This is a genomic window from Brevibacillus sp. TJ4, assembly GCF_044627595.2.
In the GTDB taxonomy this organism is placed as follows: domain Bacteria; phylum Bacillota; class Bacilli; order Brevibacillales; family Brevibacillaceae; genus Brevibacillus.
In genome coordinates this window covers 2,934,913-2,957,609 of sequence record NZ_CP185865.1, presented here as the reverse complement: position 1 = coordinate 2,957,609, position 22,697 = coordinate 2,934,913, and the positions used below count along the sequence as shown (strand labels likewise).

Below are 22,697 nucleotides of genomic sequence, written 5' to 3'. Positions count from 1 at the left end.
GGAACATGAAAAAATGGATAGTCAAAGTCCTTTCCGGGGCCCTGCTTACAACAGCGTTTTTCGGTGGACATACGCCTGCCCAGGCGAGCAGCAAGGATATTCGGGTGGCTTTGTTTGTCGATGCGGGAGTGGGGTATCGTGGTGTAGTGCCTTCCGTTACACTCACATCGGAACAAGGGATGGACGTGACATTGCAGGCAGGAAATACACACCAGGACTTGCCTGACTCTCAAGAGGCGACAGCGCGTTTTCGCGTGGACGAGTACCATTTGGTCGTGGCGCAGACGCCGGATTGGAATCTCGCCCAGCAGGTGGCACAGGAGCTGGCGCAGAAAAAATACGAAAATACCATCCAGGTAACAAAGCTGGGTGGCCAGACCGTGTACCAGGTTGTAAGCGGCAGCTACAACAGCTACGACGCGGCAGCCAATCAAGCAAATACGCTGGCGACGGCAACAGGCCGGGCGCCGGTAGTAAAAGGTCCGTACAGGCTGGAGGCCGGCAGATTCGCTTCGCTACAGGCAGCAGCAAGCGAGGCTGAAGCGTTCGCAGGCGCCGACGTCTCCGCGTATCCGGTTGCCGTCCTGGAGCGAGACAAGCTCGAGTACGCGCTGTGGCTGGGAGACGAGCCGAGTCGGGAGAGTGTGGCGGCGTTGAAACAGCGTTTGTCTTCGCAATATCCGCGCCATTCCTTTTCCGAGCCTGACGGCGATGCGTATGTCGTCCTGAAGCAAGACGTAAACGGAGCGCCGGGTGAGACGATCGTGAAGTACGCCTTCTCTCCGCAAGCGAAGCTCATCGTCGAGCCGAGCGCACAAGAAGGCGGTCTGATCGGTGTCGCCGAACGCGAGGGGCGCATCTATCGAGGCAAGATGGAGCTTTCTTCCTACAACGGCTTTTTGACGCTCGTAAACGAACTGCCGCTGGAGGAGTATCTGTACGGTGTGGTAGGTTCCGAAATGGCAACAGGCTGGCCGCTGGAAGCGTTGAAGACGCAAGCCGTGCTGTCTCGCACACGGGCGGTCAGCTTCAACGACAAGTACGGAATTGCCGACTTGTCCGACACGGCAGTCGAACAGGTGTATTTCGGGTACGGAAGAGAATCGGACGACGTTCGCCTCGCTGTCGATCAGACAGCAGGGGAAGTGATTACGTACGAAGGAAAGCTGGTCGAATCGCTGTACTATTCCAACGCGGGCGGCATGACAGCAGATGGTACCGAAGTCTGGGGCAACCCGGTTCCTTATCTTCGCCCCGTAGTGAGTCAGGATGACGGACCGCAGGCGACCGCGCTTCTGTGGTACCAGGTCGCGCTGGCCGATGGAAGATCGGGCTATGTGCGCAGCGACCTGGTCACGCAGAACGGTTCTGCCAGCAATGGACAGCGGCAAGCTACGATCGTGACGGACAACAGCAATGTGCGGACAGGGCCGGGAACCTTTTTCCACCAGGTACTGACGACGCTGTCAGCGGGCACGAATGTGACGATCCTAGCTGAAGTCGCGGAGGACAACGCCTACTCCTGGTCGAGAGGTCCGTATACCGCAGAGGAAATTACGGCCATGATCAATGCGAACCAGGATCGCTACAATGCGCCGCGGATCGCCGGCACGGTCCAGACGCTGACCGTGACCAAACGCGGTCCATCAGGCCGGGTAATGGAGATGCAGGCAAACGGAGAGACGATCACCGTCTCTTCGCCGGATGCGCATCGCTCCGTCTTTTTGCGCAATGGAGCGACGCTGCCCAGCACGAAATTTGAAGTCGCAAAGGTGGGCAACTCGTTCGTGTTCCGGGGAACCGGATACGGTCACGGTCTGGGCGTCTCTCAATTCGGCGCCAGAGCGATGGCAGAAAGTGGGTATGACTACAAGCAGATTCTGCAACACTACTATCAGGGCGTGCAAATCGAGAGATAGGTTTACGGTCACGCCAACTGGAAACAAAGGAGCAACAAAACGTGGACGTGCAACAATTTGATTTTGAGCTTCCTGAACATTTGATCGCACAGCATCCGCTGCAAGAACGGACTTCTTCCCGTCTGCTTGTCTTAGACAAGCAGACGGGTAACTTTTCCCATCAGCGCTTTACCGATCTGATCAATCACCTCATGCCGGGCGATGTGCTTGTGCTCAATGACAGCCGGGTGATGCCGGCCAGGTTGATCGGGGAAAAAGCGGAAACCGGTGCAAAGATCGAGGTGCTTTTGCTCAAGTCGCTTGGCGACGATCGCTGGGAGACACTGATGAAGCCCGGAAAACGGGTAAAACCGGGAACAGAGCTCGTGTTTGGCGGCGGCATGCTGCGCTGCATCTGCGAGGACGCGACCGAGATGGGAGGCAGGATCGTCCGGTTCTCCTACGACGGCATTTTTTACGAAATTCTCGATCGGCTGGGTTCGATGCCGCTCCCTCCGTACATTCATGCACAACTGGAGGACAAGGAGCGCTACCAGACGGTCTATGCGCGGGAGACTGGCTCCGCAGCAGCACCGACTGCCGGGCTGCATTTTACCGAGTCCTATCTGAAGCAGATAGAGGAAAAAGGCGTGCATCTCGCCTACATTACGCTTCACGTGGGCTTGGGGACGTTTCGCCCTGTCTCTGCAGACACGGTAGAGGAGCATGTCATGCATGCCGAGTATTACGAGATCCCCGAGCGAACGGCTGAACTGGTCAATCGCGCCAAGGCAGAGGGACGTAGGGTACTCGCCGTCGGAACGACCTCATGCCGGACGCTGGAAACAGTCGGCAGCGCCCATGGCGGCAAACTGGTTGCGACAAACGGGTGGACGGACATTTTCATTTACCCGGGCTACACATTCTCGATTATCGACGGGCTGCTCACCAACTTTCACCTCCCCAAATCGACCTTGATGATGCTGGTCAGCGCCTTGGCGGGACGGGATGCAATCATGCGCGCATACAAAAGCGCGGTAGAGGAAGAGTACCGGTTTTTCAGCTTCGGTGATGCCATGTTGATTTTGTAAAAGGATTCGGCTGTGTTTCATATATTAGAAAATACTTATGCTTTGATGTGCCAATGGGTTTACTTCACTGTGAGATTTTCTTATAATAGATAAGACTTACATACATAGCTTGAGGAGTGCAAAATACTTGGCTGTCCGCTACGAATTAATCAAAACTTGCAAACAAACGGGTGCACGCCTTGGCAAACTGCATACGCCACATGGGACGATCGACACACCTGTTTTCATGCCGGTCGGCACGCAGGCAACCGTAAAGACGATGAGCCCCGAGGAACTGAAGGCAATGGATGCGGGGATCATCCTCAGCAATACGTACCACCTGTTTTTGCGTCCGGGACACGACATCGTACGCGAAGCTGGCGGACTGCATGGGTTTATGAACTGGGACCGTGCGATCTTGACCGATTCTGGCGGTTTTCAGGTGTTCAGCTTGAGCAATTTGCGGAAAATAACGGAGGAAGGGGTTTCCTTCCGCTCGCATTTGAACGGAGAACAGCTTTTTATCGGTCCAGAAGAGGCGACACAGATTCAAAACGCCCTGGGTGCCGATATTTTTATGGCGTTCGATGAATGTGCCCCGTATCCTGCGGAGTACGATTACGTGAAGCAATCGATGGAGCGAACCACGCGCTGGGCAGAGCGGTGTTTGAAAGCGCATGCGCGACCGGACGAGCAGGCTCTGTTCGGGATCGTTCAGGGTGGCATGTACCACGACTTGCGTGCCATCAGTGCCCGCGACCTCGTCTCCATGGATTTCCCCGGATACGCGATCGGGGGATTGAGCGTAGGCGAACCATTCTCCCTGATGTACGAAGTGCTGGAGAATACCGTTCCGCTTTTGCCGGCAGACAAGCCCCGTTACCTGATGGGTGTCGGTTCTCCCGATGCGCTGCTGGACGGAGCGATTCGCGGGATTGACATGTTCGACTGTGTACTCCCGACGCGCATTGCCCGCAATGGCACATGCATGACCAGCCAGGGACGACTGGTGATCCGCAATGCAAAATACGCCCGCGACTTTACGCCGCTCGATCCCAACTGCGACTGCTACACCTGCAAAAACTACACGCGCGCCTATATCCGCCATCTGGTGAAGGCGGAAGAGACGTTTGGCATCCGCCTGACCACGTACCACAACCTGCACTTCTTGCTCAATCTGATGAAACAGGTGCGACAGGCTATCGCAGAAGATCGCTTGCAAGATTTCCGCGACCAGTTTTTCGCTCAATATGGATTGGGTGAAGATAGATCATTTTAACCGAGGGGGATACATATGGAAGGTTTTGGTCAATTTTTACCGATTATCATCATGTTTGCGATTTTCTACTTCTTGCTGATTCGTCCGCAACAAAAGAAGGCAAAGCAACGGAATGCCATGCTGGCTGCGTTGAAAAAGGGAGATAAAATCGTGACCATTGGCGGGCTTCACGGAACGATTCAGGAGCTGACCGATGATACAGTTACCTTGCGCATCGCTCACAACGTCCACGTCACCTTTGACCGCGGTGCGATCAACAGCGTTACTGCTTCCAACGGCAACGAACCAGCGCCAAGCAAGAGTGAAGAAGAAGGAAAATAAAGCAAAAAGCAGATGGATGGTTCCGTCTGCTTTTTTTGTGCCCAAAAAACAAAGGCTTCTGCCAAGCGAATCGGCGAAGCCTTTGTTTTTAGCGACGCGGTTTGATTCCCCGTGGCTTGTGGCCGGAATGGGATGAGTTGACGCCCAAAATGCCGCCGATTCCCGCGATCACGAAGGCAGCCAGCAAGAACAGCAACGTATCCCAGCGCAATGGTGCATCAAAGCCGAGGAATCCGACCAGAAGGATGAACAGGAAGTAAGCGAGTCCCGTCATCCCGCCATAGTACCAACCGCGTTCACCGGATCGCCGTCCGGTAATAAAACCGCCTGCAAGCAGGCCAATGATGTTGATGATGTACGTGAAGTAGGGAAGGGAACTTTCCCGCATGCTGGTAAAGTGAAGCAGCAAAGATGCAAGCAGCGCTCCTGTCAAGACGAGGCCAAGCGTGTACAAAAGACCTGTCAGCACAGAGGAAGAAGCACTCCGCACAAGATAACCCCCTCACTGGTCAAGTTTGTACCATCTATATGAGAGGCTTGGTCATCGTATTCATCTTCGCGTTGAACATCGGCAGGAATTTTCGTATGATGAATGAGGAATTGGAGGGGAGTGAGGAAACATTGATCAAAACCTACTTTTACAATCACTCGGAGCAAAAGGTGTTTCACGATGTCGATCTGGCCAAGAAGGATGAGTGGCTCAAATCGCCGGAAGACCTGCTCTGGATTGACCTGTATGACGTGGGAAACCAAGAGCTTCCCTTTATCGCGGAAATTTTTGATTTCCACCCCCTGGCGATCGAGGACTGCCTGCACGTAAGCCCGCGGGCCAAAGTCGACAAGTACGACGACTACTACTTCTTCGTCTTTCACGCCTTGCGTTACAACGAGGAAAGCGACAATGAGATCACGACTGTGGAACTGAACGTGTTTCTCGGCCCCAACTACATCGTGACGATCCACAAGTCCCCGATGAACACCATCGGCCGGATCGCTTCCGTATGTCACCGCAACAATTCGTATTTGAATCGCGGACCGGATTACTTGCTCTACGCGATTGTTGACGGCATCACCGATGAGTACTTCCCGATCATCGACCGGATCAGCGTGCGGATTGACGAGTTGGAGGACGAAATCTACGAGCATCAGACGGAAGAGATTACCGAGGAGTTCCTGGCGTTGAAACGGACCATTATTTTGATCCGTCGCGTGATTTTGCCGCAAAAGCGAATTTTCGCCAATGTCAACGGCCGGTATTCGTTTGATATTTCCGAGGAAAACGTGCCTTTCTACATCGATTTGACCGACCACCTGGAGCGAATTTCCGACTCTACGGAGACGTTCCGCGACCTCGTAAACGGCGCACTGGACACGTACTACACGATTATCATGGCCAAGACGACCGAGACGATGCGCGTACTTACGATCATTTCGACGATCATTTTGCCGCTTACGTTCATAACCGGACTTTTCGGGATGAACACATTCAGTTGGCTCGGTGAAGAGGCGGAACCGTACATGCTGGTGATCGCTCTCGGGATCATGCTGGGCATGACCTTTTCGATGCTGCACATCTTCCGCAAGCGCAAGTGGCTGTAATTGCCGCTTATACTCGCCTTGTTCTCGCACAAGACTAGAAGCAAGAATGAAAGGCGAGGGACGATGACATGGAAGACCTTACTTCGATTTTGCTGCGCACCCTTTTGTCTTACTTCTTTCTTCTCGTGCTTTTGCGATTGATGGGCAAGCGGGAGTTGGGAAAACTCTCTGTTTTTGATGTCGTCATCTCGATCATGCTCGCAGAAATGGCCGTCCTGTCCATCGAGGAAGTAGGAAAACCGGCGATCCAGTTTTACATCCCGATGTTTCTCATCGGTTTGTTGGAAGTCGGCATGGCATACATTTCGTTGAAAAGCAAAAAAATCCGCGACCTGGTCGACGGGTCTGCCGATCTCGTCATCGAAAACGGGGAGATCCGGGAACACGCGTTGAAGCGCAATCGCCTGAGCCTGGACGACCTGCTCGTCCATTTGCGCCAGAAAAACGTAAAAAACGTCTCCGATGTAGAATTTGCGATTCTCGAGCCGACGGGGAAGATGAGCGTGTTCTTGAAGAAGGACAAGGAGCCGGTCACGAGGGGAGACATGAATATCAAACCGGAGCCGCCAATTTCTGCGGTGACGTACAAGGGACTGCCCATTCCGCTCATTCTCGACGGCAAGGTGCGCGATGAGGCGTTGCGCAAAATCGGACAGAATGAGCTGTGGCTCAAACGCGAAATTCGCAAGTACGGGATCAAGGAAATCAAGGATGTCTCCTTTTGCAGCATCGACGACCGCGGAATCATGTATTTGGACAAAAAAGACAACAGGCCGCAGAAGTAGTCTTCAGCGGCGCGGGAAGAAGACAGCAAGCTGCTCGCCTACCCAGGGGATTCGCTTGACATCCTGCTTGCCCAGTATGCGGAAGGCGACGAGCAGGATCATGTACAGTGCCGAACTCGCTCCCGAGCTGATGACAAGCATGCCGACCATGCTGTAGCTGTCCAGCCAGTAGGTGGCGATGTACCAGCCGGCGTAGCCCATGGAGAGCATGGCTGCGCCAATTTTGGCGAACTCCCAGATGTTGATGGAAAAGCCGATATGTTTGATCAGGCTGGCAAAGTGCAGCAAGGTGACCAGGGTAATCCCGATGTTCATCGCAATGACTGTGCCGTGTATGCCGAATTCCGGTCGGGACGTAAACAGAAACATGGCTGCTGTTTTGACGACAGCGCCTACTAACGTGTTGCGCAAAACGACCTGTGCGAGATCAAGACCTTGCAGAGCAGCGGCGAGTGGTGCCTGAAAAAACAGGAAGAACGAGAAGGGAGCGAGCTCGCGCAGCAAAATGCCGACGGTGTGGTGTTGTTCTCCGTACAGGAGTGCGCAAAAGGGCTCGGCAAAAATCGTCAGCAGAACTGTGCAAGGTGCTCCGATCACCAGTGTAATCCGCATGGCTTGGTAAATGCGGCGATGCACGAGCGGAGCATTTTTTTGATAGGCAGCCTCGGCGACAGCAGGAACGAGCGAGACTGACAAGGAATTGGTTAGAAACGAGGGAAACAACAGCAGCGGAACCGCCATGCCCGCAAACTGCCCGTACAAGCCCGTCGCCTCAGACGTGGCAAAGCCGGCGAGCACCAGGGCAAAAGGAACGATCATCGGCTCCAGTACGTAGGCGATGGAGCCAATCATCCGGCTCATGGTGACAGGCACTGCGACCTTGAACAACTGGCGGATATGTGCAGCGCTTGCTTTGATGCTTTGGCTGATCTTGCTCGACAGCAAGCGGCTGGCAGTAGTACGGCCGCCTCGGCGGTACTGCCAGAGGACGTAAAACAATCCAGCCAATTCGCCAAAAATGATGCTTCCGACTGCTCCAGCCGTGGCGTATTCGATTCCTGCCGGCAAAAACGTCACTGTCATAATGACGACGACAGTCATCCGCGCTACCTGCTCCACAAGCTGGGAGACAGCGGTCGGAATCATGTTTTGCTTGCCCTGAAAGTATCCGCGCAGCACGAGCGAGATGCTGGCGATCGGGATGACGGGAATGGCGGCGAGCATCACCACATGGGCGCGCTGGTCCGCAAACAGCAGCCCGGCCAGCCAGTCCGAAAACAGATACAGGGAACTACATACAACGAGACTGATGCCGCAGGCAACTGACAAGGCGATCAAAAGAAAACGGCGCGACTGCCGGGAATCTTTGGAGGCCTCCGTCTCTGCCACCTGTTTGGCAATCGCAACGGGCAAGCCAAACGTGGTTACTGTTATCAAAAAATACAAAAGCGGTACAACCATCTGATACAAGCCCATGCCTTCCGCTCCGATGATGCGTGAGAGCACGATGCGGTGGGCAAATCCGAACAATTTGGTCACGCCGCCCGCGAGGATGAGGATGACCGTTCCGTAAAAGAATGACTGTCTCATGGAAGGCTCCTTTATAATGAATAGTGTGCTTATTACACCATATGGACGTGCTTATGCCGGCATGACTACTTTGAGGGGGTAACGAAGGTGGATCAGACAAGCAAACAGCAATGGTTTGAGGAAATTGCCGCGCTGTGCCAAAGCAAGGCAGAGGAATTCGCCCTGCTCGGTTATGACAACGTAACGGCCGAAGACATCTGGGAATGTGTCTGTCAGGCGTACAAGGAAAAGCCTCCGCTGCACCAGATGGTCAACGACGTCCTCTCGTTGAAGCCCAACAAATACATGAACTACTTGATGCTGCAAATGTACAAAAATTCTTGATGAAACTTTTTGCTCCCTGTCCCGTATAGAGATGGATGCAGATAGACAAGGGGATGGTTACCATGGTTCGTCTTTCCTCCATGAATTGACACTTTTTTTCACACTTCGCTATAATGGGCATATTGGTTTTCGCGGTCAACGCGTGACCGATTAGGAAAGAGGGGAATTAACTACATGGTGAAATGGAGCAGACTTGTCCTGTTCCTGATTGTGGTGGGCATTTTTGTAGGGCTGATGGCTACGACAACCGGGCAGGTCGCGAACAAGATTACACTTGGATTAGATTTGAAGGGCGGCTTCGAGATTTTGTACGTCGTCGAGCCGATCCAGGAAGGGCAGCAGGTAGATACGAAACTGCTGACCGCCACTGCCGAGATGGTGGAACGTCGGGTGAATATCGGCGGCGTGTCAGAGCCGGAGGTCAATATTGAAGTTCCCGACCGGATTCGGGTGCGGATCGCCTCCCAGGACGCGGATCAGACCAAACTGCGGGAATTGATAGGAAAACCCGCTGTACTTACGTTTCGCGATGTAGAGGGCAACATCCTGATGAGCGGTAGCGATCTGGCTCCAGGTGGTGCCGGGGTAGGCTACGACGATTTGCAGCGTCCGCTGGTGACGGTGGAGTTCTCCAATCCGAAACTGGTGGAAGAAGTGACCCGTAACAATCTGGGCAAGCCAATGGGGATATACTTAGACGAAACAATGCAAACCAATCCTACGGTTCAAGCGGTCATCACGAACGGAAAAGCGACGATTACCGGTGATTATACGCAGGAAACGGCGAAGGAATTGGCTGACCTGTTGAACTCTGGTGCAATGCCGGCCAGACTGGTAGAAAAGCAAGTGACATCCGTCGGGGCTACCCTTGGCTCGATGTCGTTGCAAAACACGCTGTACGCAGGCTATGTGGGCGGCGCGCTGATTTTCCTGTTCATGCTGTTCGTATACCGCTTGCCTGGTTTGGTAGCGAATATCACGCTGGCTATTTTCGTATATGTGAGTCTGGTATTTTTGGACTGGATGGATGCCACGCTGACCTTGCCGGGGATCGCCGGATTTATTTTGGGGGTCGGGATGGCAGTTGACGCCAACATTATCACCTATGAACGCATCCAGGAGGAATTGCGTTCAGGAAAGACGATCCTCTCTGCTTTCCGTGCGGGTGAGAAGCGATCGCTTGTTACGATTCTCGATGCCCAGATTACAGCGTTGATCGCGGCAGCCGTGCTGTTTTATTTCGGGACAAGCTCGATTCAAGGTTTCGCCATCATTTCCGTGCTGACGACGATTGTCAGTATCGGTACGAACGTGTTCCTGTCGCGTTTCCTGCTTGGCTTGCTGATTCGCACCAACCTGTTCAAGAAGCCGTTTTGGTACGGGGTAAAGGAGAGTGAAATCAGTGAGCTCTAGAGCAAATGAATACGCACAGAGATTTAACATCGCCAAAAATCGCAACAAGTTTTTCATTGCATCGACCGTCATTCTCGTTCTGGGCTTGCTGTCCATGTTTATCATGGGCTTGAATCTGGGCGTAGACTTCAAGGCAGGTACGCGTCTCGACCTGTATATCGGCAAAGAATTTTCTCCGGCTGACGTAGAGTCGGTCATTCAGGAAAAACTGCCGGACACGCATTTCACAGCGGTTACGCCGTACGGTACGCACCAGGCGTTTACGCGCTTTGACCAGACGATCTCTCCGGAAAAACTGAATGAAATCCAGCAAGCGCTGATTGAAAAGTACGGGGACCAGGTGACCCGACAGGAATCCACGGTTGACCCGATTATTGCCCAGGAGCTGGCGCGCAAGGCGGGGATCGCGATTCTCGTCGCCGCTGGCGGGATTGCCATCTACGTAGCGTTCCGCTTCCAACTGATGGTCGGGATTGCGTGTGCGATTGCCCTGTTGCATGACGTGTTTATCCCTGTCGCGCTGTTTTCCGTATTCCGTCTGGAAGTCGATCTGACGTTCATCGCGGCGATTTTGACGATTGTTGGCTATTCGCTGAATGATACGATCGTCATCTTTGACCGGATCCGGGAAAACATGCGCACGATGAAGTCGAAAACGATGGAGGATCTGGAGCATCTCGTAAACCTCAGCTTGTGGCAAACGATGCGCCGTTCCATCTTTACGATGCTGACTGTGCTGGTAACTGCTGTCGCGATTGTCATTTTCGGAAGCGAAGGCATTCGCAACTTCTCCCTGGCCCTGATCTTCGGTCTGGTGAGCGGTGGCTACTCGTCTATTTTTATCGCAGCGCAGATTTGGCTTGTACTGAAAAAGAGAGAGCTGAACAAAAAGCGTTTTGCTCCTGCTCCAAAAGAAGAATAGTTGTTGCGAACCGCGGGGATTCCCGCGGTTTTCGCACGCTTTTGCGGCAATATCGCCGATGCGATCGCACGCGCTATTGTCAGTGTTGCATTTCATCCTCTATAATGATTGGGGATTGGAGGAACGACCATGCTGAATGCAAAGACACGCTGGCAACTCGCAGCCTGCGACGAACAACGGGCAGCAGAAATCGCCGCGAAGACCGGGCTGACGCCCCTCGTCTCCAAGCTGCTCGTGATCCGCGGAATCGATACGCCAGAAAAGGCGCACAATTTTCTTCAGCCCGGCCCCGAACAGTTTTACGATCCGTTTCTCTTGGACGGGATGGAGAAAAGTGTGCACCGCATCCGGCAGGCGATTGAACGCAAGGAACCGATTTGTATATACGGAGATTACGACGCAGACGGGGTGAGCTCCACATCATTGATGGTTCACCTGTTGCGCCAACTGGGTGCTGTGTTCGACTACTACATTCCCAACCGCTTTACGGAAGGGTACGGTTTACATAAAGAGGCGTTGGCCCATTTGCATCAAAGCGGCTACAAACTTGTGGTCACGGTCGACACCGGGATCAGTGCGGTGGAACAAGTCGCTTACGCCAACGAGCTTGGTCTGGATGTCATCGTCACCGACCACCATGAGCCTCCTGCGGTCATTCCGGACGCATACGCCGTAATCAATCCGAAAAAACCTGGCTGCACCTATCCATTCGATATGCTCGCGGGTGTCGGCGTTGCCTTTAAGCTGGGGCACGCCTTGTTGGGAGAGGCGCCGTTACACTTGGCCGACCTCGCATCACTGGGTACGATTGCGGATCTGGTGCCGCTCGTAGACGAGAACCGCATTTTGGCAAAAATAGGGCTGGCACGCCTCAACCAGACACAAAACACGGGACTGCAATCGCTCATCCGGGTTTGCGGTCTGGCTGACAGCCAACTGACTGCCGGCCATGTCGGTTTCGCTCTCGGGCCGCGTCTGAATGCAGTCGGACGGCTGGAGACGGCTGAAGCGGCAGTGAAGCTGCTGACGACAGATGATTCAAACGAGGCTGACGAGTTGGCCCAGACGCTGGACGATCTGAACAAGGAACGGCAGGAGCTGGTCCAGCAGATTACCCAGGAAGCGGTCGAAATGGTGCAGAACCAATACCCGCTTGAGACGAACCAGGTGCTGGTCCTCGCCAAAGAGGGCTGGAATGTAGGCGTCGTAGGCATCGTCGCATCCCGTTTGGTCGAGATGTTTTACCGCCCGACGATCGTACTCGGCATCGATCCGGCAAAAGGAACGGCAAAGGGCTCGGCGCGCAGCATCGCCGGCTTTGACATGTACGAGGCGCTGACGGCGTGCAAGGAGCTGCTTCCGCATTACGGGGGACATACGATGGCTGCCGGCATGACCCTGCCGGTGGACAATCTGGATGCTCTCAGGAAACGGCTGAACGAGCTGGCGGCAGAGTGGCTTGGCCCTGATGATTTTATTCCGCTGACCAAAGTCGATGTTGCCATGGAGCTGAGCGAGGTTACGATGGACGCTGTCGAGCAGATGGAGCAGCTGGCACCGTACGGGATGGGCAATCCGACTCCGCTGGTCATGCTGCGCGAGGTGGAGGCGACCGGGATGCGAGTCATCGGACGCGAGGAGAACCATCTCAAATGTTCGCTCGCCCACGAAGGCGCCACCGTGGATGCGATCGGCTTTCAATGGGCGCACATCACCCGCCACGTTACCCCAAAGGCAAAGTATCACGTGCTGGGCGAGCTGTCGGTCAATGAATGGAATGGCAGCCGCAAGCCGCAACTGATCATCCGCGACTTGTCCATTCAGCATCAGCAGTTGTTTGACTGGCGGGGCTGCCGGGACAAGGTGGACAAGTGGAAATCGCTCGCGCAGGAGATGGATGTCCTGACCCTGCTCTTTACCCCGGAAAGCTATGCCTTGCTTGCTGCCGAGACGACGGACGGATTGCGCAGCAGACTGTATCAGATTGGACCGGCTGGGGTAGAATCGGGAGAGCAGGCATCCTCGTGCCGCAATGTCATCCTGTTTGATTTGCCCAAGCGGCGAGACGATTTGCAGCGCATGTATCCGCTGTTGCAGCAGGCAGAACGAATCTACTGCCTGTTCGGAGAACCGGATCTGGGCATGGAGCGCATCGCCTGTCCGGGGCGTGAGCAATTTAAGCAGTTATACCAATTTTTTATCCAGGTCACACAGGTACAAAAGCAGCATCTGGATGCGCTGGCGAGAAAGCTGAAGTGGAATCGAGCCGTCCTCGACGGGATGCTCGCCGTCTTCACGGAGCTGGAATTCGTGATCGATGAGCCGGATCACTACCGCTTGCACCATTCGCCGTCCAAAAAGCCGTTGGAACATTCATCGCTTTACACAGCCTGGAAGGAAGAAGCCGAATTGGCGACAGAGCTGCTCCTTTCTTCTTCGGATGGACTGATACAGGTATTTCATCAAGTGGCGCAACCCGTCACCTAGGAGGAATGAACAAATGGATTTCAAACCGTACATTCGAGTAATTCCCGATTACCCGCAACCGGGCATCCGCTTCAAGGACATTACAACCTTGCTGAAAGAGGGCAAGGTATACCGGGCAGCAATCGAAGAACTCGCTGTCTTTGCCCGGGAAGTACAGGCAGAGGTGATCGCCGGTCCGGAAGCGCGCGGCTTCGTCGTGGGTGCGCCGCTTGCCTATGAGATGAACATAGGCTTTGTGCCGATCCGCAAGTCTGGCAAACTGCCGTATGAGTCGATCAAGGCTGAATACGATCTGGAGTACGGAAAAGACGCCTTGGCTGTCCATGTCGACGCGATTACCCCAGGCCAGCGCGTCCTGATTGCCGACGACCTGCTGGCTACCGGGGGAACGATCGAGTCTACGATCAAACTGGTCGAACAATTGGGTGGTAAAGTAGTAGGCGCTGCTTTCCTGATCGAACTCAGCTATTTGGACGGACGCAAAAAGATGGGAGACTTTCCAATAAAATCTCTCGTCCAATACTAACTCAGCACAGAAAGCGGGCCTTGGCCCGTTTTTTCTGTTTTTCCACAGTCTGCTCACAACTTGCACATGAATTCACCTTTACAACCCGAACGACTTACAAGATAATAGGATGAAATAGAGATGATTATCTTTTTCCACCCTTACGCACGACTAAGGTTTCTTTGGCAAAACTTCAATCGTTTTATGAGAGGATAAGGGAAGGGACCTATGATTACGGGTATAGATGAAGTAGTAAAAAAGGCGGGCACCTATTTATCGCAATCCGATCTGGACATGATTACGCGCGCCTACGAGCTGGCAAAGAAAGCTCACGAGGGTCAAATACGCAAATCCGGCGTTCCCTATATTATGCATCCGATCGCTGTGGCAGGAATTCTCGCCAATCTGCATATGGATGCGGTAACGATAGCGGCTGGTTTTTTGCACGATGTAGTCGAAGACACGCCTGTCACACTGGACGATCTGCGTGAGCAGTTTGGCCCGGATGTGGCTTTGCTCGTAGACGGCGTGACCAAGCTGGAGAAAATCAAATACAAGTCCAAGGAAGAGCAGTTGGCGGAAAATCACCGCAAAATGCTGATCGCCATGGCACAGGACATCCGCGTCATTATGATCAAGCTGGCAGACAGGCTGCACAACATGCGCACCCTGCGCCACATGTCGGAGGAGAAGCAGCGTGAGATTTCCGACGAGACGCTGGAGATTTTTGCCCCGCTGGCTCATCGACTCGGGATCGCCTCGGTCAAATGGGAGCTGGAGGACACCGCCCTGCGCTATCTCAATCCGCAGCAGTATTACCGGATTGTCAACCTGATGCAGAAAAAGCGGGTAGAGCGGGAAGCCTACCTCAACGAAGCGTCTGCCACCATCCGGGAAAAGCTCGGCGAATTGAAGATCGAGGCGGAGATTTCCGGCCGTCCCAAGCATATTTACAGCATCTACAAAAAGATGACGAAGCAGAACAAGCAGTTCAACGAGATTTACGACCTGCTCGCGCTGCGGATCATCGTTAATGACATCCGCGACTGCTATGCCGTCCTCGGGATTGTCCACACCTTGTGGAAGCCGATGCCGGGACGCTTCAAGGACTATATCGCGATGCCCAAGACGAACATGTATCAATCGCTGCACACCACTGTGATCGGACCGAAGGGGGAGCCGCTGGAAGTACAGATTCGCACCTGGGAGATGCACCAGACAGCGGAGATCGGGATTGCCGCTCACTGGGCGTACAAAGAAGGGAAGAACGTCGTCCAGGGTTCCTTCGCGGAAAAGCTGGGGAATCTGCGCGAGATGATCGAAGGCGGGTCAGCAGAGGCTCCGAGCGCTCAGGAGTTTATGGAGAGCCTGAAGCAAGACCTCTTTTCCGATACGGTCTTCGTCTTTACGCCAAAAGGGGATGTCGTGGAGCTGCCGAAGGGCTCGGTGCCGCTCGACTTCTCCTACCGGATTCACTCCGCAGTCGGAAACAGGACGATCGGTGCCAAGGTAAACGGCAAGATCGTGCCCCTCGACTACGCGATGAAGACGGGCGACATCGTGGAAATATTGACTTCCAAGCATTCCTACGGACCGAGCCAGGATTGGCTCAAAATCGCCAAATCGGCTCACGCGCGCAACAAGATCAAGCAGTGGTTCAAGAAGGAGAAGCGCGAAGAAAACGTCGCCAAAGGGCAGCAAATGGTCGAAAGCGAAGTCAAGGCTCGCGGCTTTGACGTCAAGGAAGCGATGACCGAAGCCAACCTGAAGGAGGCTGCTGCGCGCTTCAACTTCCAGGGTGCCGAAGACATGTTCGCCGCAGTCGGGTACGGTGGCATTACGGCATCGCAGATCGTGACCAGACTGGTGGACAAAATCAAGCGGGAGCGCGAAGAACAAGCTCCGGCGATTACCGAGTACAAAGCGCCCCCGACACCGCATGCGAGCAAGAGCGAGTCCGGGGTCAAGGTGCGCGGGGTAGACAATCTGCTGGTGCGCATATCCCGATGTTGCAATCCCGTACCGGGAGACCAGATTATCGGATTTATCACCAGAGGTCGGGGAGTTTCCGTGCATCGCGCCGACTGTCCCAACATATCTACCGAGGAGTACGCGGAGCGTCTGATCGACGTAGAGTGGGATGCGGACCACAAGCACAATTACAATGTCGATATTGAAATTACCGGGAATGACCGGAGCGGTCTGTTGAACGACGTTCTGCAAGTGGTCGCAGAAACGAAGACAAACATTTCCGCGGTGAGTGGCAAAGCGGACAAAAACCGCGTCGCCACGATCCATATGACAATCTCGATCAGCAATCTGGATCATTTGCTCAAGGTGGTAGAGCGCATCAAGCGCATTAAAGATATTTACTCGGTTCGCCGGATATTAAGCACCTGATCTTACTGCGATCAGGTGCTTTTTGCGAAAATCTGCAAACGGAAAGGAAATGGATACAGTGAGAGTGGTCGTACAACGGGTAAGCGAAGCGAGTGTGACCGTAGCGGGAGAGGTCGTCGGGGAGATCGGCCACGGCTTGCTGCTCTTGGTAGGGATTACGCATGAGGATGGCGAAAAGGACGTCGAGTTTGTCTCAGACAAAATTGCCCATCTGCGCATTTTTGAAGACGGGGAAGGGAAGATGAACCACTCGGTGCTGGAGACGGGCGGACAGATTTTGTCTGTCTCGCAGTTTACGCTGTACGGCGACTGTCGAAAGGGCAGACGCCCCAATTTCATGGCGGCGGCGCGTCCGGAGCAGGCAGAACCGCTGTACGAGCTGTTCAATGCAAAGCTGCGGGAAAAGGGTTTGCAGGTGGAGACAGGACGGTTTGGAGCGATGATGGACGTCCGGTTGGTAAACGACGGACCCGTCACGCTGATAGTCGAATCGCAAGCATAACGAAAAAACAGCCTCCTGATGGGGAGGCTGTTTACTTTTGTCCTTTATCCGCCCTGGCCGTTTTGGGTGGAGAAATACTGCACGATTCCTTTGTAAATGCCTTCAGCGGCGAGCTGCTGCTGTTTTTCGGAGCGCAAGCGGATTTCCTCGTTGTAGTTGGAGAGGAAGCCAATTTCCACCAGGATGGATGGAATCGGATTTTCCCGCAGGACGAAGTAGTTGCCGAAGCGGGCATTGAGATCCTTGTAGTTGGCCGTCTTGACGATCTCGTTTTGCACCAGCGACGCCAGCTTGCTGGAGTTGCCATTGCTGTAGTAGAAGACGATCGTTCCGTTTGTCTCGGAGTTCGGATGCGTATTGTGATGGATGCTGACAAAAATATCGGCCTTGTTCTGAACGGCGATGTCGACACGCTGCTGCAGCGTCAGTCTGCTGTCGTCCGCACGCGTCATAATGACCTTCGCACCGGCGGACTCCAGTTGGTTGCGCAGCATCAGCGCCACTTGCAGGTTGATCGTTTTTTCCAGGGTGGCAAAGCTGGAGCCGGTCGCGCCGTTGTCATTTCCTCCGTGACCCGGGTCGAGGACGATCACTTTGCCTGCCAGTGCATTGCTCTTGATGACGGCAGGTACACCGACGGTTGAGACGAGCCATCCGGCGACATATCCGGTCGTGCCGTCGAGGAAGCGAATCTGGAACCATTCGCCTTCTGTACTGACGATCTCATATTTTTCTCCCGTCTGTACACGTTTGGCGATCTCGTGCTCCGTGCCCGGACCTGTTCGAATGTTGGTGTCGGGAGCGATAATGATCACGTGCGGTCCGGCAGGAGTAGGATAGTTGACCTTCACCAGCCATCCGGCGACCCAGCCAACCTTGCCGTCCGGCGTCTGTACCTTGTACCAGTCGCCTTGGCGCTCCTGCACAGTCAGCACTGTGCCAAGGGCGAGTGTTCCGAGAACGGCGCTCGATGTATTTCCTTCACTGCGCAGGTTGAGTCCGTCTGTATCTACGGTTGCAGTCAGCGGTGCGTTTGCAGCCGGCTGCGCAGGCTGTGCTTGTCCAGGCTGTGCTTCTCCCGGAATACCCGCAGGCGGGTTCGCGTTCGGCTCTTCGGCAGGAATCCAGGCGTTAATCCCGTTGTATGGAAACTGGACCCAACTGCCATGTCTGGCCAAGACTGTGATCGTCTGGCCCGGATGAAGCTGCCCGATCGCCGGTGTGCTCGCATCCGGCACAGGGTAAATATAAGGAGCTGATTCCAGTGTCAAGCTGGAACCTTGAGCTGTTCCCGGCTGTTGCACTGGTGGTGTCACCGGATCTTTTGCCGGTGGAGGAGTCGTGGCCGGCGGAGGCGTGACGACCGAAGCAGCGGGCGGATTGGCAGGTTGATTGGCAGCCGCTGTATGTTCCTTGACGTACCATCCGGCGACCCAGCCTTTCGTTTGGGCGGACAACTGGATCTGGTACCAGTCTCCTTGCTTTTGCAAGACAGTGTAGCGCGTTCCGGGGTGAATCTGGGAGATGGCGTCATGGTTTTGTCCTGGACCCGTGCGCACATTCAGATTGCTTGTGGTGCTCTCTACCAGAGAAGCAGAGGTCGTGGCAGCAGGTGTGTTCACGGAGGTGACGAGCCAGTTGGCGACCCAGCCGCTACGCCCGTCCGGCAATGTTACCTGCACCCAGTCATTCTGCGTGTTGACGACGGGAAGGACGGTTTGCTTCGGCAAGGTGGTGATAACCGTGTCTTGAAGGCTGGGACCAGTACGGACATTGAGGTTGTCCACTGTTACCTGAACAGAACCGGCGGCCCAAGCAGCGGAGACAGGGATGGTAACGGCGCATACGACAGTCAGGAGCGTCTTCAGGATTGTACGGCGAAGAAACACAATAGACATCCTTTCCGAATCATTTGTAGGTTGGTGTGTAAATTTTGGTAAAGTAGATTCATTCGCTTTTCCCCCTGCATTTTCCTGCATGATTTGACAAACTTCTTCCTCAAATCTGTTTATTTTCTCCCGCAGATGGCCAGACTGAAAAAAACGAGGCCATGAGCAGCCAGGAGGAAACAAAATGCGACAGTCAAACAAGCAGACCTTTTCGCAACGAGCAAGCAACAGTCTGGTGCCAGCCGATTTTCGCGATTTCCTGGAAAAGGAGGCGCAACGCCAGGATGCAGAGCTGTCCGGCGATTTTTCAATCGTCGTCCGGGATGTGCAGGCATCGCCGCGAAGCCGACAGCCGTAGCCGAAAACTCCCAGTTTGGGTTCGCCAATCCCACGGTTGACCGGACTTTTTGGGTCGGCTATGATGGGAGGCAGATGAAAAGCAGGTGAACCCAAATGATCCAGATTACGTGTGAAGGACACACATTCGAGCGGGAAATTTCCTTGATTCTCGCCTTGTTTTACGAAGACCCCGAGCTGAAGTTTGTCAGCGCCTGGAGCGACGAGCCGGGAGTCAAACTATCCCTTAGACTGAGCACCCGCGACAACGGAGTCGAAGCCTCTGGCGTGCTGTTCGACGGACACAAGCGATTGGCGCATCACGTCACGCGCTCCTACGTCAGCCGCGAGGAAAAAGCGATGCGCAAAACGGCCAAGCAGGCGATCAGCTACGCGCTGCTGCTGGTCCTTGAAGAATATACGGGAATTGAGCAGGGATGGGGTATCTTGACCGGGATTCGCCCGACCAAATTGCTGCATCAGCTCCTTTCGTCTGGAATGGACAGGGAGGAAGCACATCGCCGTCTGCAGGCAGATGTGATCCTGCGCCCATACAAGCTCAAGCTCTTGCAGGAGATTGTGGACCGGCAGTTGCAAGTAGTTCCCGATTTCTATCAGGCGGACCGCGAGCTTTCTATTTACATTGGCATCCCCTTTTGTCCGACGAAGTGTGCCTACTGTACGTTTCCTGCATATGCCATTCGCAGCCATACTTCTTCCGTAAATCCTTTCCTGGAGGGGCTGCACTACGAGATGGAGCGGCTGGGTGAATGGCTGCGCCAGCGCGACCAGCGGATTACCTCGATTTACTTTGGCGGCGGCACACCGACTAGCATTACTGCGGACGACATGGAGCAACTGTTTCAGACGATGCACCGCTCGTTTCCGCATATGGACAAGGTTCGCGAGCTTACGGTAGAGGCGGGCAGGCCGGACACGATTACCCGGGAAAAGCTGGATGTAATGAAGCGGTGGGAAGTGGACCGGATCAGCATTAACCCGCAGTCGTTTACACAGGAGACGCTGCAGGCGATCGGGCGGCACCACACAGTCGAGGAAACGATCGAGAAGTACCACCTGGCGATGGAGATGGGCTTGACCAATATCAACATGGACTTGATTATCGGGCTGCCCAACGAAGGTCTGGCGGAATTGGAGCACAGCCTGCGCGAAGTGGAAAAGCTGAAACCTGCCTCTTTGACAGTCCATACATTGTCGTTCAAGCGCGCTTCGGAGATGACGCAAAACAAGGAGCGCTACCGCGTAGCCAGCCGCGAGGAGATCAACCGGATGATGCAGACCGCCTCGCAATGGACGGCGGAACACGGCTACCATCCCTACTATTTGTACCGGCAAAAAAACATCCTCGGCAATCTGGAAAACGTCGGCTACTCCAAGCCAGGCCAGGAGAGCATTTACAACATTATGATCATGGAAGAAGTGCAGACGATTCTTGGCATGGGCTGCGGAGCGGTCTCCAAGCTGATGGCGCCGGGGAGCGGCAAGCTCACGCGCTGGCCCAATCCAAAAGACCCGAAGACGTACAACGAGACGTATCGGACGCTCGTGGAAAACAAGATTCGCGACCTCGACCAGATTTACTCCGGAGCCACTCCTGCCGGTACATGACGGGATGGGACGGCATTTCGTTGATCAAAAAAGTTTTTCGACAGCGCCTGTTGACTGCATGCGGCTAGTTTTGCTATGATTCACAGTAAGCTTTTTGATATACGAACGTGATCTGATGACGGGAAAAAGTAACCGGGAACCGATACCCAAGAGAGAAGGCGCCGTGGCTGAGAGCGCTTTTGTATGACGACCTGGCGAAAGACGCCCCCGAGGACCGCAGTGAACCGGGCAGCTTCGGCGAACCCTAGTAGCTGACAGGCGCGTGCCAGCGTTACTGGCAGAAATGAGCGGAATGGATCGGTACGCATCCATTCAAGCAGGGTGGCACCACGGAAGATAACCAAGTCTTTCGTCCCTGACATGCGGCAATTGCGCAGGTCAGGAGGCGAGAGGCTTTTTCTTTTACTCATTTGCTTCCCCAGGCATGATGGGGAGAATAATGGAGGTTTTATACCATGAAAAAAATTCAGATTCCCCGCGGTACACAGGATATTTTGCCTGGTACGGTGGAGCTGTGGCAGTACGTGGAGTCCAAGGCTCGCGACCTGTGCCGACGCTTCAACTACCAGGAAATCCGCACGCCGCTGTTTGAGAGCACAGAGCTGTTCCAGCGCGGTGTCGGGGAGACGACAGACATCGTGGAAAAAGAGATGTACAGCGTAGCCAATCCGCGCAGCACCGATGCGCTGACGCTTCGCCCGGAGGGGACAGCCGGAGCCGTCCGCTCCTATGTGGAAAACAAAATGTACGGCTCGCCCAACCAGCCGACCAAGCTGTATTACCTGGGGCCGATGTTTCGCCACGAGCGTCCGCAGGCGGGCCGCTACCGCCAGTTCGTCCAGTTTGGCGTAGAGGCGATCGGCAGCAGTGACCCGGCAATCGACGCGGAAGTCATCGGCCTGGCGATCCGTTTGTACCAGGAGCTGGGACTTACCGGGTTGAGCGTGGAATTGAACAGCGTGGGCACGCTGGAAGACCGGGCAAGACACCGGGAAGTATTGCTCGCTCACCTGAACGCGGTGCGCTCGGAGCTGTGCGAGGATTGCCAGTCCCGCATCGACCGCAATCCGCTGCGCGTACTCGACTGCAAAAATGAAAAATGCCGGACGCTGACGAAGGACGCTCCTTCGATCCTCGATTACTTGAGCGAGGAGACGGCGGCACACTTCGAGGCTGTGAAAGGCTACCTCGACGCGCTGGAGATTCCGTATTACGTCAATCCGCGCCTCGTTCGCGGGCTTGACTACTACACCCAGACCGCGTTTGAGATCAAGATGGCGGAGATCGGGGCCGTCGAGACGCTTTGTGGCGGCGGCCGCTACAACGGACTGGTCGCGGAGCTGGGCGGCGACGACATGCCGGGGATCGGCTTTGCGCTCAGTATCGAGCGGTTGCTGCTCGCCTTGGAAAAGAAAGGGATTCAACTGCCGACCGAGACAGGCATCGACTGCTACCTCGTCGTGCAGACGCCAGAGGCGAAGCGGACAGCGTTCGTCCTGGCCGATCAGCTTCGCCAGGCCGGGGTATCCGCCGAGATCGACTACCTCGACCGGAAAATGAAGGCGCAGTTGAAGCAGGCAGACAGGCTGGAGGCGCGCTTCACGGCGATCATCGGCGAAGCCGAACTGGCGAATGGAACCGTCGTCGTAAAAGAAATGGCGACAGGTGAACAGGAAGAAGTAAAACAATCCGAACTCGTGGCAGCGCTCGTCGCCAAACGAGGATAAGGCTAACCAAGTGGAGGGAAC

General features: G+C 54.7%; 19 protein-coding genes. 16 read left to right on the top strand and 3 right to left on the bottom strand.

The window, feature by feature from the left end; genetic code table 11:
• Nucleotides 1–5 precede the first annotated feature (5 nt).
• The 4 genes from ACAF76_RS14565 to yajC all read left to right on the top strand — a co-directional run bounded on the left by ACAF76_RS14565 (nucleotide 6) and on the right by yajC (nucleotide 4,568).
• Nucleotides 6–1,919, top strand: coding sequence for a SpoIID/LytB domain-containing protein (locus tag ACAF76_RS14565; RefSeq protein ID WP_421616852.1), 1,914 nt, complete (start codon nucleotides 6–8; stop codon nucleotides 1,917–1,919).
• A 41-nt stretch (nucleotides 1,920–1,960) separates the two neighbouring features.
• Nucleotides 1,961–2,989, top strand: a complete 1,029-nt coding sequence (gene queA / locus ACAF76_RS14560) for a tRNA preQ1(34) S-adenosylmethionine ribosyltransferase-isomerase QueA (RefSeq protein ID WP_421616851.1) — start codon at nucleotides 1,961–1,963, stop codon at nucleotides 2,987–2,989.
• Between the two features lie 127 nt (nucleotides 2,990–3,116).
• Nucleotides 3,117–4,247: a tRNA guanosine(34) transglycosylase Tgt gene (gene tgt, locus ACAF76_RS14555; protein WP_421616850.1), complete on the top strand. Its 1,131-nt coding sequence runs from the start codon at nucleotides 3,117–3,119 to the stop codon at nucleotides 4,245–4,247.
• Nucleotides 4,248–4,262: 15 nt separating this feature from the next.
• Nucleotides 4,263–4,568, top strand: coding sequence for a preprotein translocase subunit YajC (gene yajC, locus ACAF76_RS14550; protein WP_421616849.1), 306 nt, complete (start codon nucleotides 4,263–4,265; stop codon nucleotides 4,566–4,568).
• Nucleotides 4,569–4,656: 88 nt separating this feature from the next.
• On the opposite strand, the gene ACAF76_RS14545 is transcribed toward yajC, so the two are convergent.
• Complete coding sequence (locus ACAF76_RS14545; RefSeq protein WP_421616848.1) at nucleotides 4,657–5,058, bottom strand: TIGR04086 family membrane protein; 402 nt, start codon at nucleotides 5,056–5,058, stop codon at nucleotides 4,657–4,659.
• A 131-nt stretch (nucleotides 5,059–5,189) separates the two neighbouring features.
• Between ACAF76_RS14545 and corA the strand changes: the two genes are divergently transcribed.
• Nucleotides 5,190–6,167, top strand: coding sequence for a magnesium/cobalt transporter CorA (gene corA / locus ACAF76_RS14540; protein WP_421617920.1), 978 nt, complete (start codon nucleotides 5,190–5,192; stop codon nucleotides 6,165–6,167).
• Between the two features lie 68 nt (nucleotides 6,168–6,235).
• Nucleotides 6,236–6,952: a DUF421 domain-containing protein gene (locus ACAF76_RS14535; RefSeq protein WP_421616847.1), complete on the top strand. Its 717-nt coding sequence runs from the start codon at nucleotides 6,236–6,238 to the stop codon at nucleotides 6,950–6,952.
• A 3-nt stretch (nucleotides 6,953–6,955) separates the two neighbouring features.
• On the opposite strand, the gene spoVB is transcribed toward ACAF76_RS14535, so the two are convergent.
• Entirely contained in the window at nucleotides 6,956–8,542 is a 1,587-nt protein-coding gene (gene spoVB, locus ACAF76_RS14530) for a stage V sporulation protein B (RefSeq protein ID WP_421616846.1), read from the bottom strand.
• 87 nt (nucleotides 8,543–8,629) lie between these two features.
• On the opposite strand from spoVB, the gene ACAF76_RS14525 reads away from it, so the two are divergent.
• The 7 genes from ACAF76_RS14525 (at nucleotide 8,630) to dtd (ending at nucleotide 17,095) form a co-directional block, all read left to right on the top strand.
• Entirely contained in the window at nucleotides 8,630–8,866 is a 237-nt protein-coding gene (locus tag ACAF76_RS14525; RefSeq protein ID WP_421616845.1) for a post-transcriptional regulator, read from the top strand.
• Nucleotides 8,867–9,040: 174 nt separating this feature from the next.
• On the top strand, nucleotides 9,041–10,279 hold the full coding sequence (gene secD, locus ACAF76_RS14520; protein ID WP_421616844.1) for a protein translocase subunit SecD: 1,239 nt from the start codon (nucleotides 9,041–9,043) through the stop codon (nucleotides 10,277–10,279).
• Nucleotides 10,269–11,201 (top strand): protein translocase subunit SecF, encoded by a 933-nt coding sequence (gene secF / locus ACAF76_RS14515; protein ID WP_421616843.1) that lies wholly within the window; start codon nucleotides 10,269–10,271, stop codon nucleotides 11,199–11,201. Before secD ends, secF begins: the two co-directional genes overlap by 11 nt.
• Nucleotides 11,202–11,330: 129 nt before the next feature.
• Nucleotides 11,331–13,688 (top strand): single-stranded-DNA-specific exonuclease RecJ, encoded by a 2,358-nt coding sequence (recJ, locus tag ACAF76_RS14510; RefSeq protein ID WP_421616842.1) that lies wholly within the window; start codon nucleotides 11,331–11,333, stop codon nucleotides 13,686–13,688.
• 13 nt (nucleotides 13,689–13,701) lie between these two features.
• The gene (locus ACAF76_RS14505) at nucleotides 13,702–14,214 is read left to right on the top strand and encodes an adenine phosphoribosyltransferase (protein WP_421616841.1); all 513 of its coding nucleotides are present in this window, start codon (nucleotides 13,702–13,704) and stop codon (nucleotides 14,212–14,214) included.
• 207 nt (nucleotides 14,215–14,421) lie between these two features.
• Nucleotides 14,422–16,593 carry a RelA/SpoT family protein gene (locus ACAF76_RS14500; protein ID WP_421616840.1) on the top strand — a complete coding sequence of 724 codons (2,172 nt, stop codon included), beginning with the start codon at nucleotides 14,422–14,424 and terminating at the stop codon, nucleotides 16,591–16,593.
• Between the two features lie 58 nt (nucleotides 16,594–16,651).
• A complete protein-coding gene (gene dtd, locus ACAF76_RS14495; protein WP_421616839.1) occupies nucleotides 16,652–17,095 on the top strand; it encodes a D-aminoacyl-tRNA deacylase in 444 nt (147 codons plus the stop codon).
• A gap of 44 nt (nucleotides 17,096–17,139) precedes the next feature.
• Here the strand turns inward: dtd and ACAF76_RS14490 are convergent, their stop codons facing one another.
• Nucleotides 17,140–18,993, bottom strand: a complete 1,854-nt coding sequence (locus ACAF76_RS14490; protein ID WP_421616838.1) for an SH3 domain-containing protein — start codon at nucleotides 18,991–18,993, stop codon at nucleotides 17,140–17,142.
• 175 nt (nucleotides 18,994–19,168) lie between these two features.
• Between ACAF76_RS14490 and ACAF76_RS14485 the strand changes: the two genes are divergently transcribed.
• The 3 genes from ACAF76_RS14485 (at nucleotide 19,169) to hisS (ending at nucleotide 22,676) form a co-directional block, all read left to right on the top strand.
• Entirely contained in the window at nucleotides 19,169–19,342 is a 174-nt protein-coding gene (locus tag ACAF76_RS14485; RefSeq protein ID WP_421616837.1) for a hypothetical protein, read from the top strand.
• A gap of 95 nt (nucleotides 19,343–19,437) precedes the next feature.
• Complete coding sequence (locus ACAF76_RS14480) at nucleotides 19,438–20,949, top strand: coproporphyrinogen III oxidase (protein ID WP_421616836.1); 1,512 nt, start codon at nucleotides 19,438–19,440, stop codon at nucleotides 20,947–20,949.
• Between the two features lie 455 nt (nucleotides 20,950–21,404).
• Nucleotides 21,405–22,676, top strand: a complete 1,272-nt coding sequence (gene hisS / locus ACAF76_RS14475; protein ID WP_421616835.1) for a histidine--tRNA ligase — start codon at nucleotides 21,405–21,407, stop codon at nucleotides 22,674–22,676.
• Nucleotides 22,677–22,697: the final 21 nt, after the last annotated feature.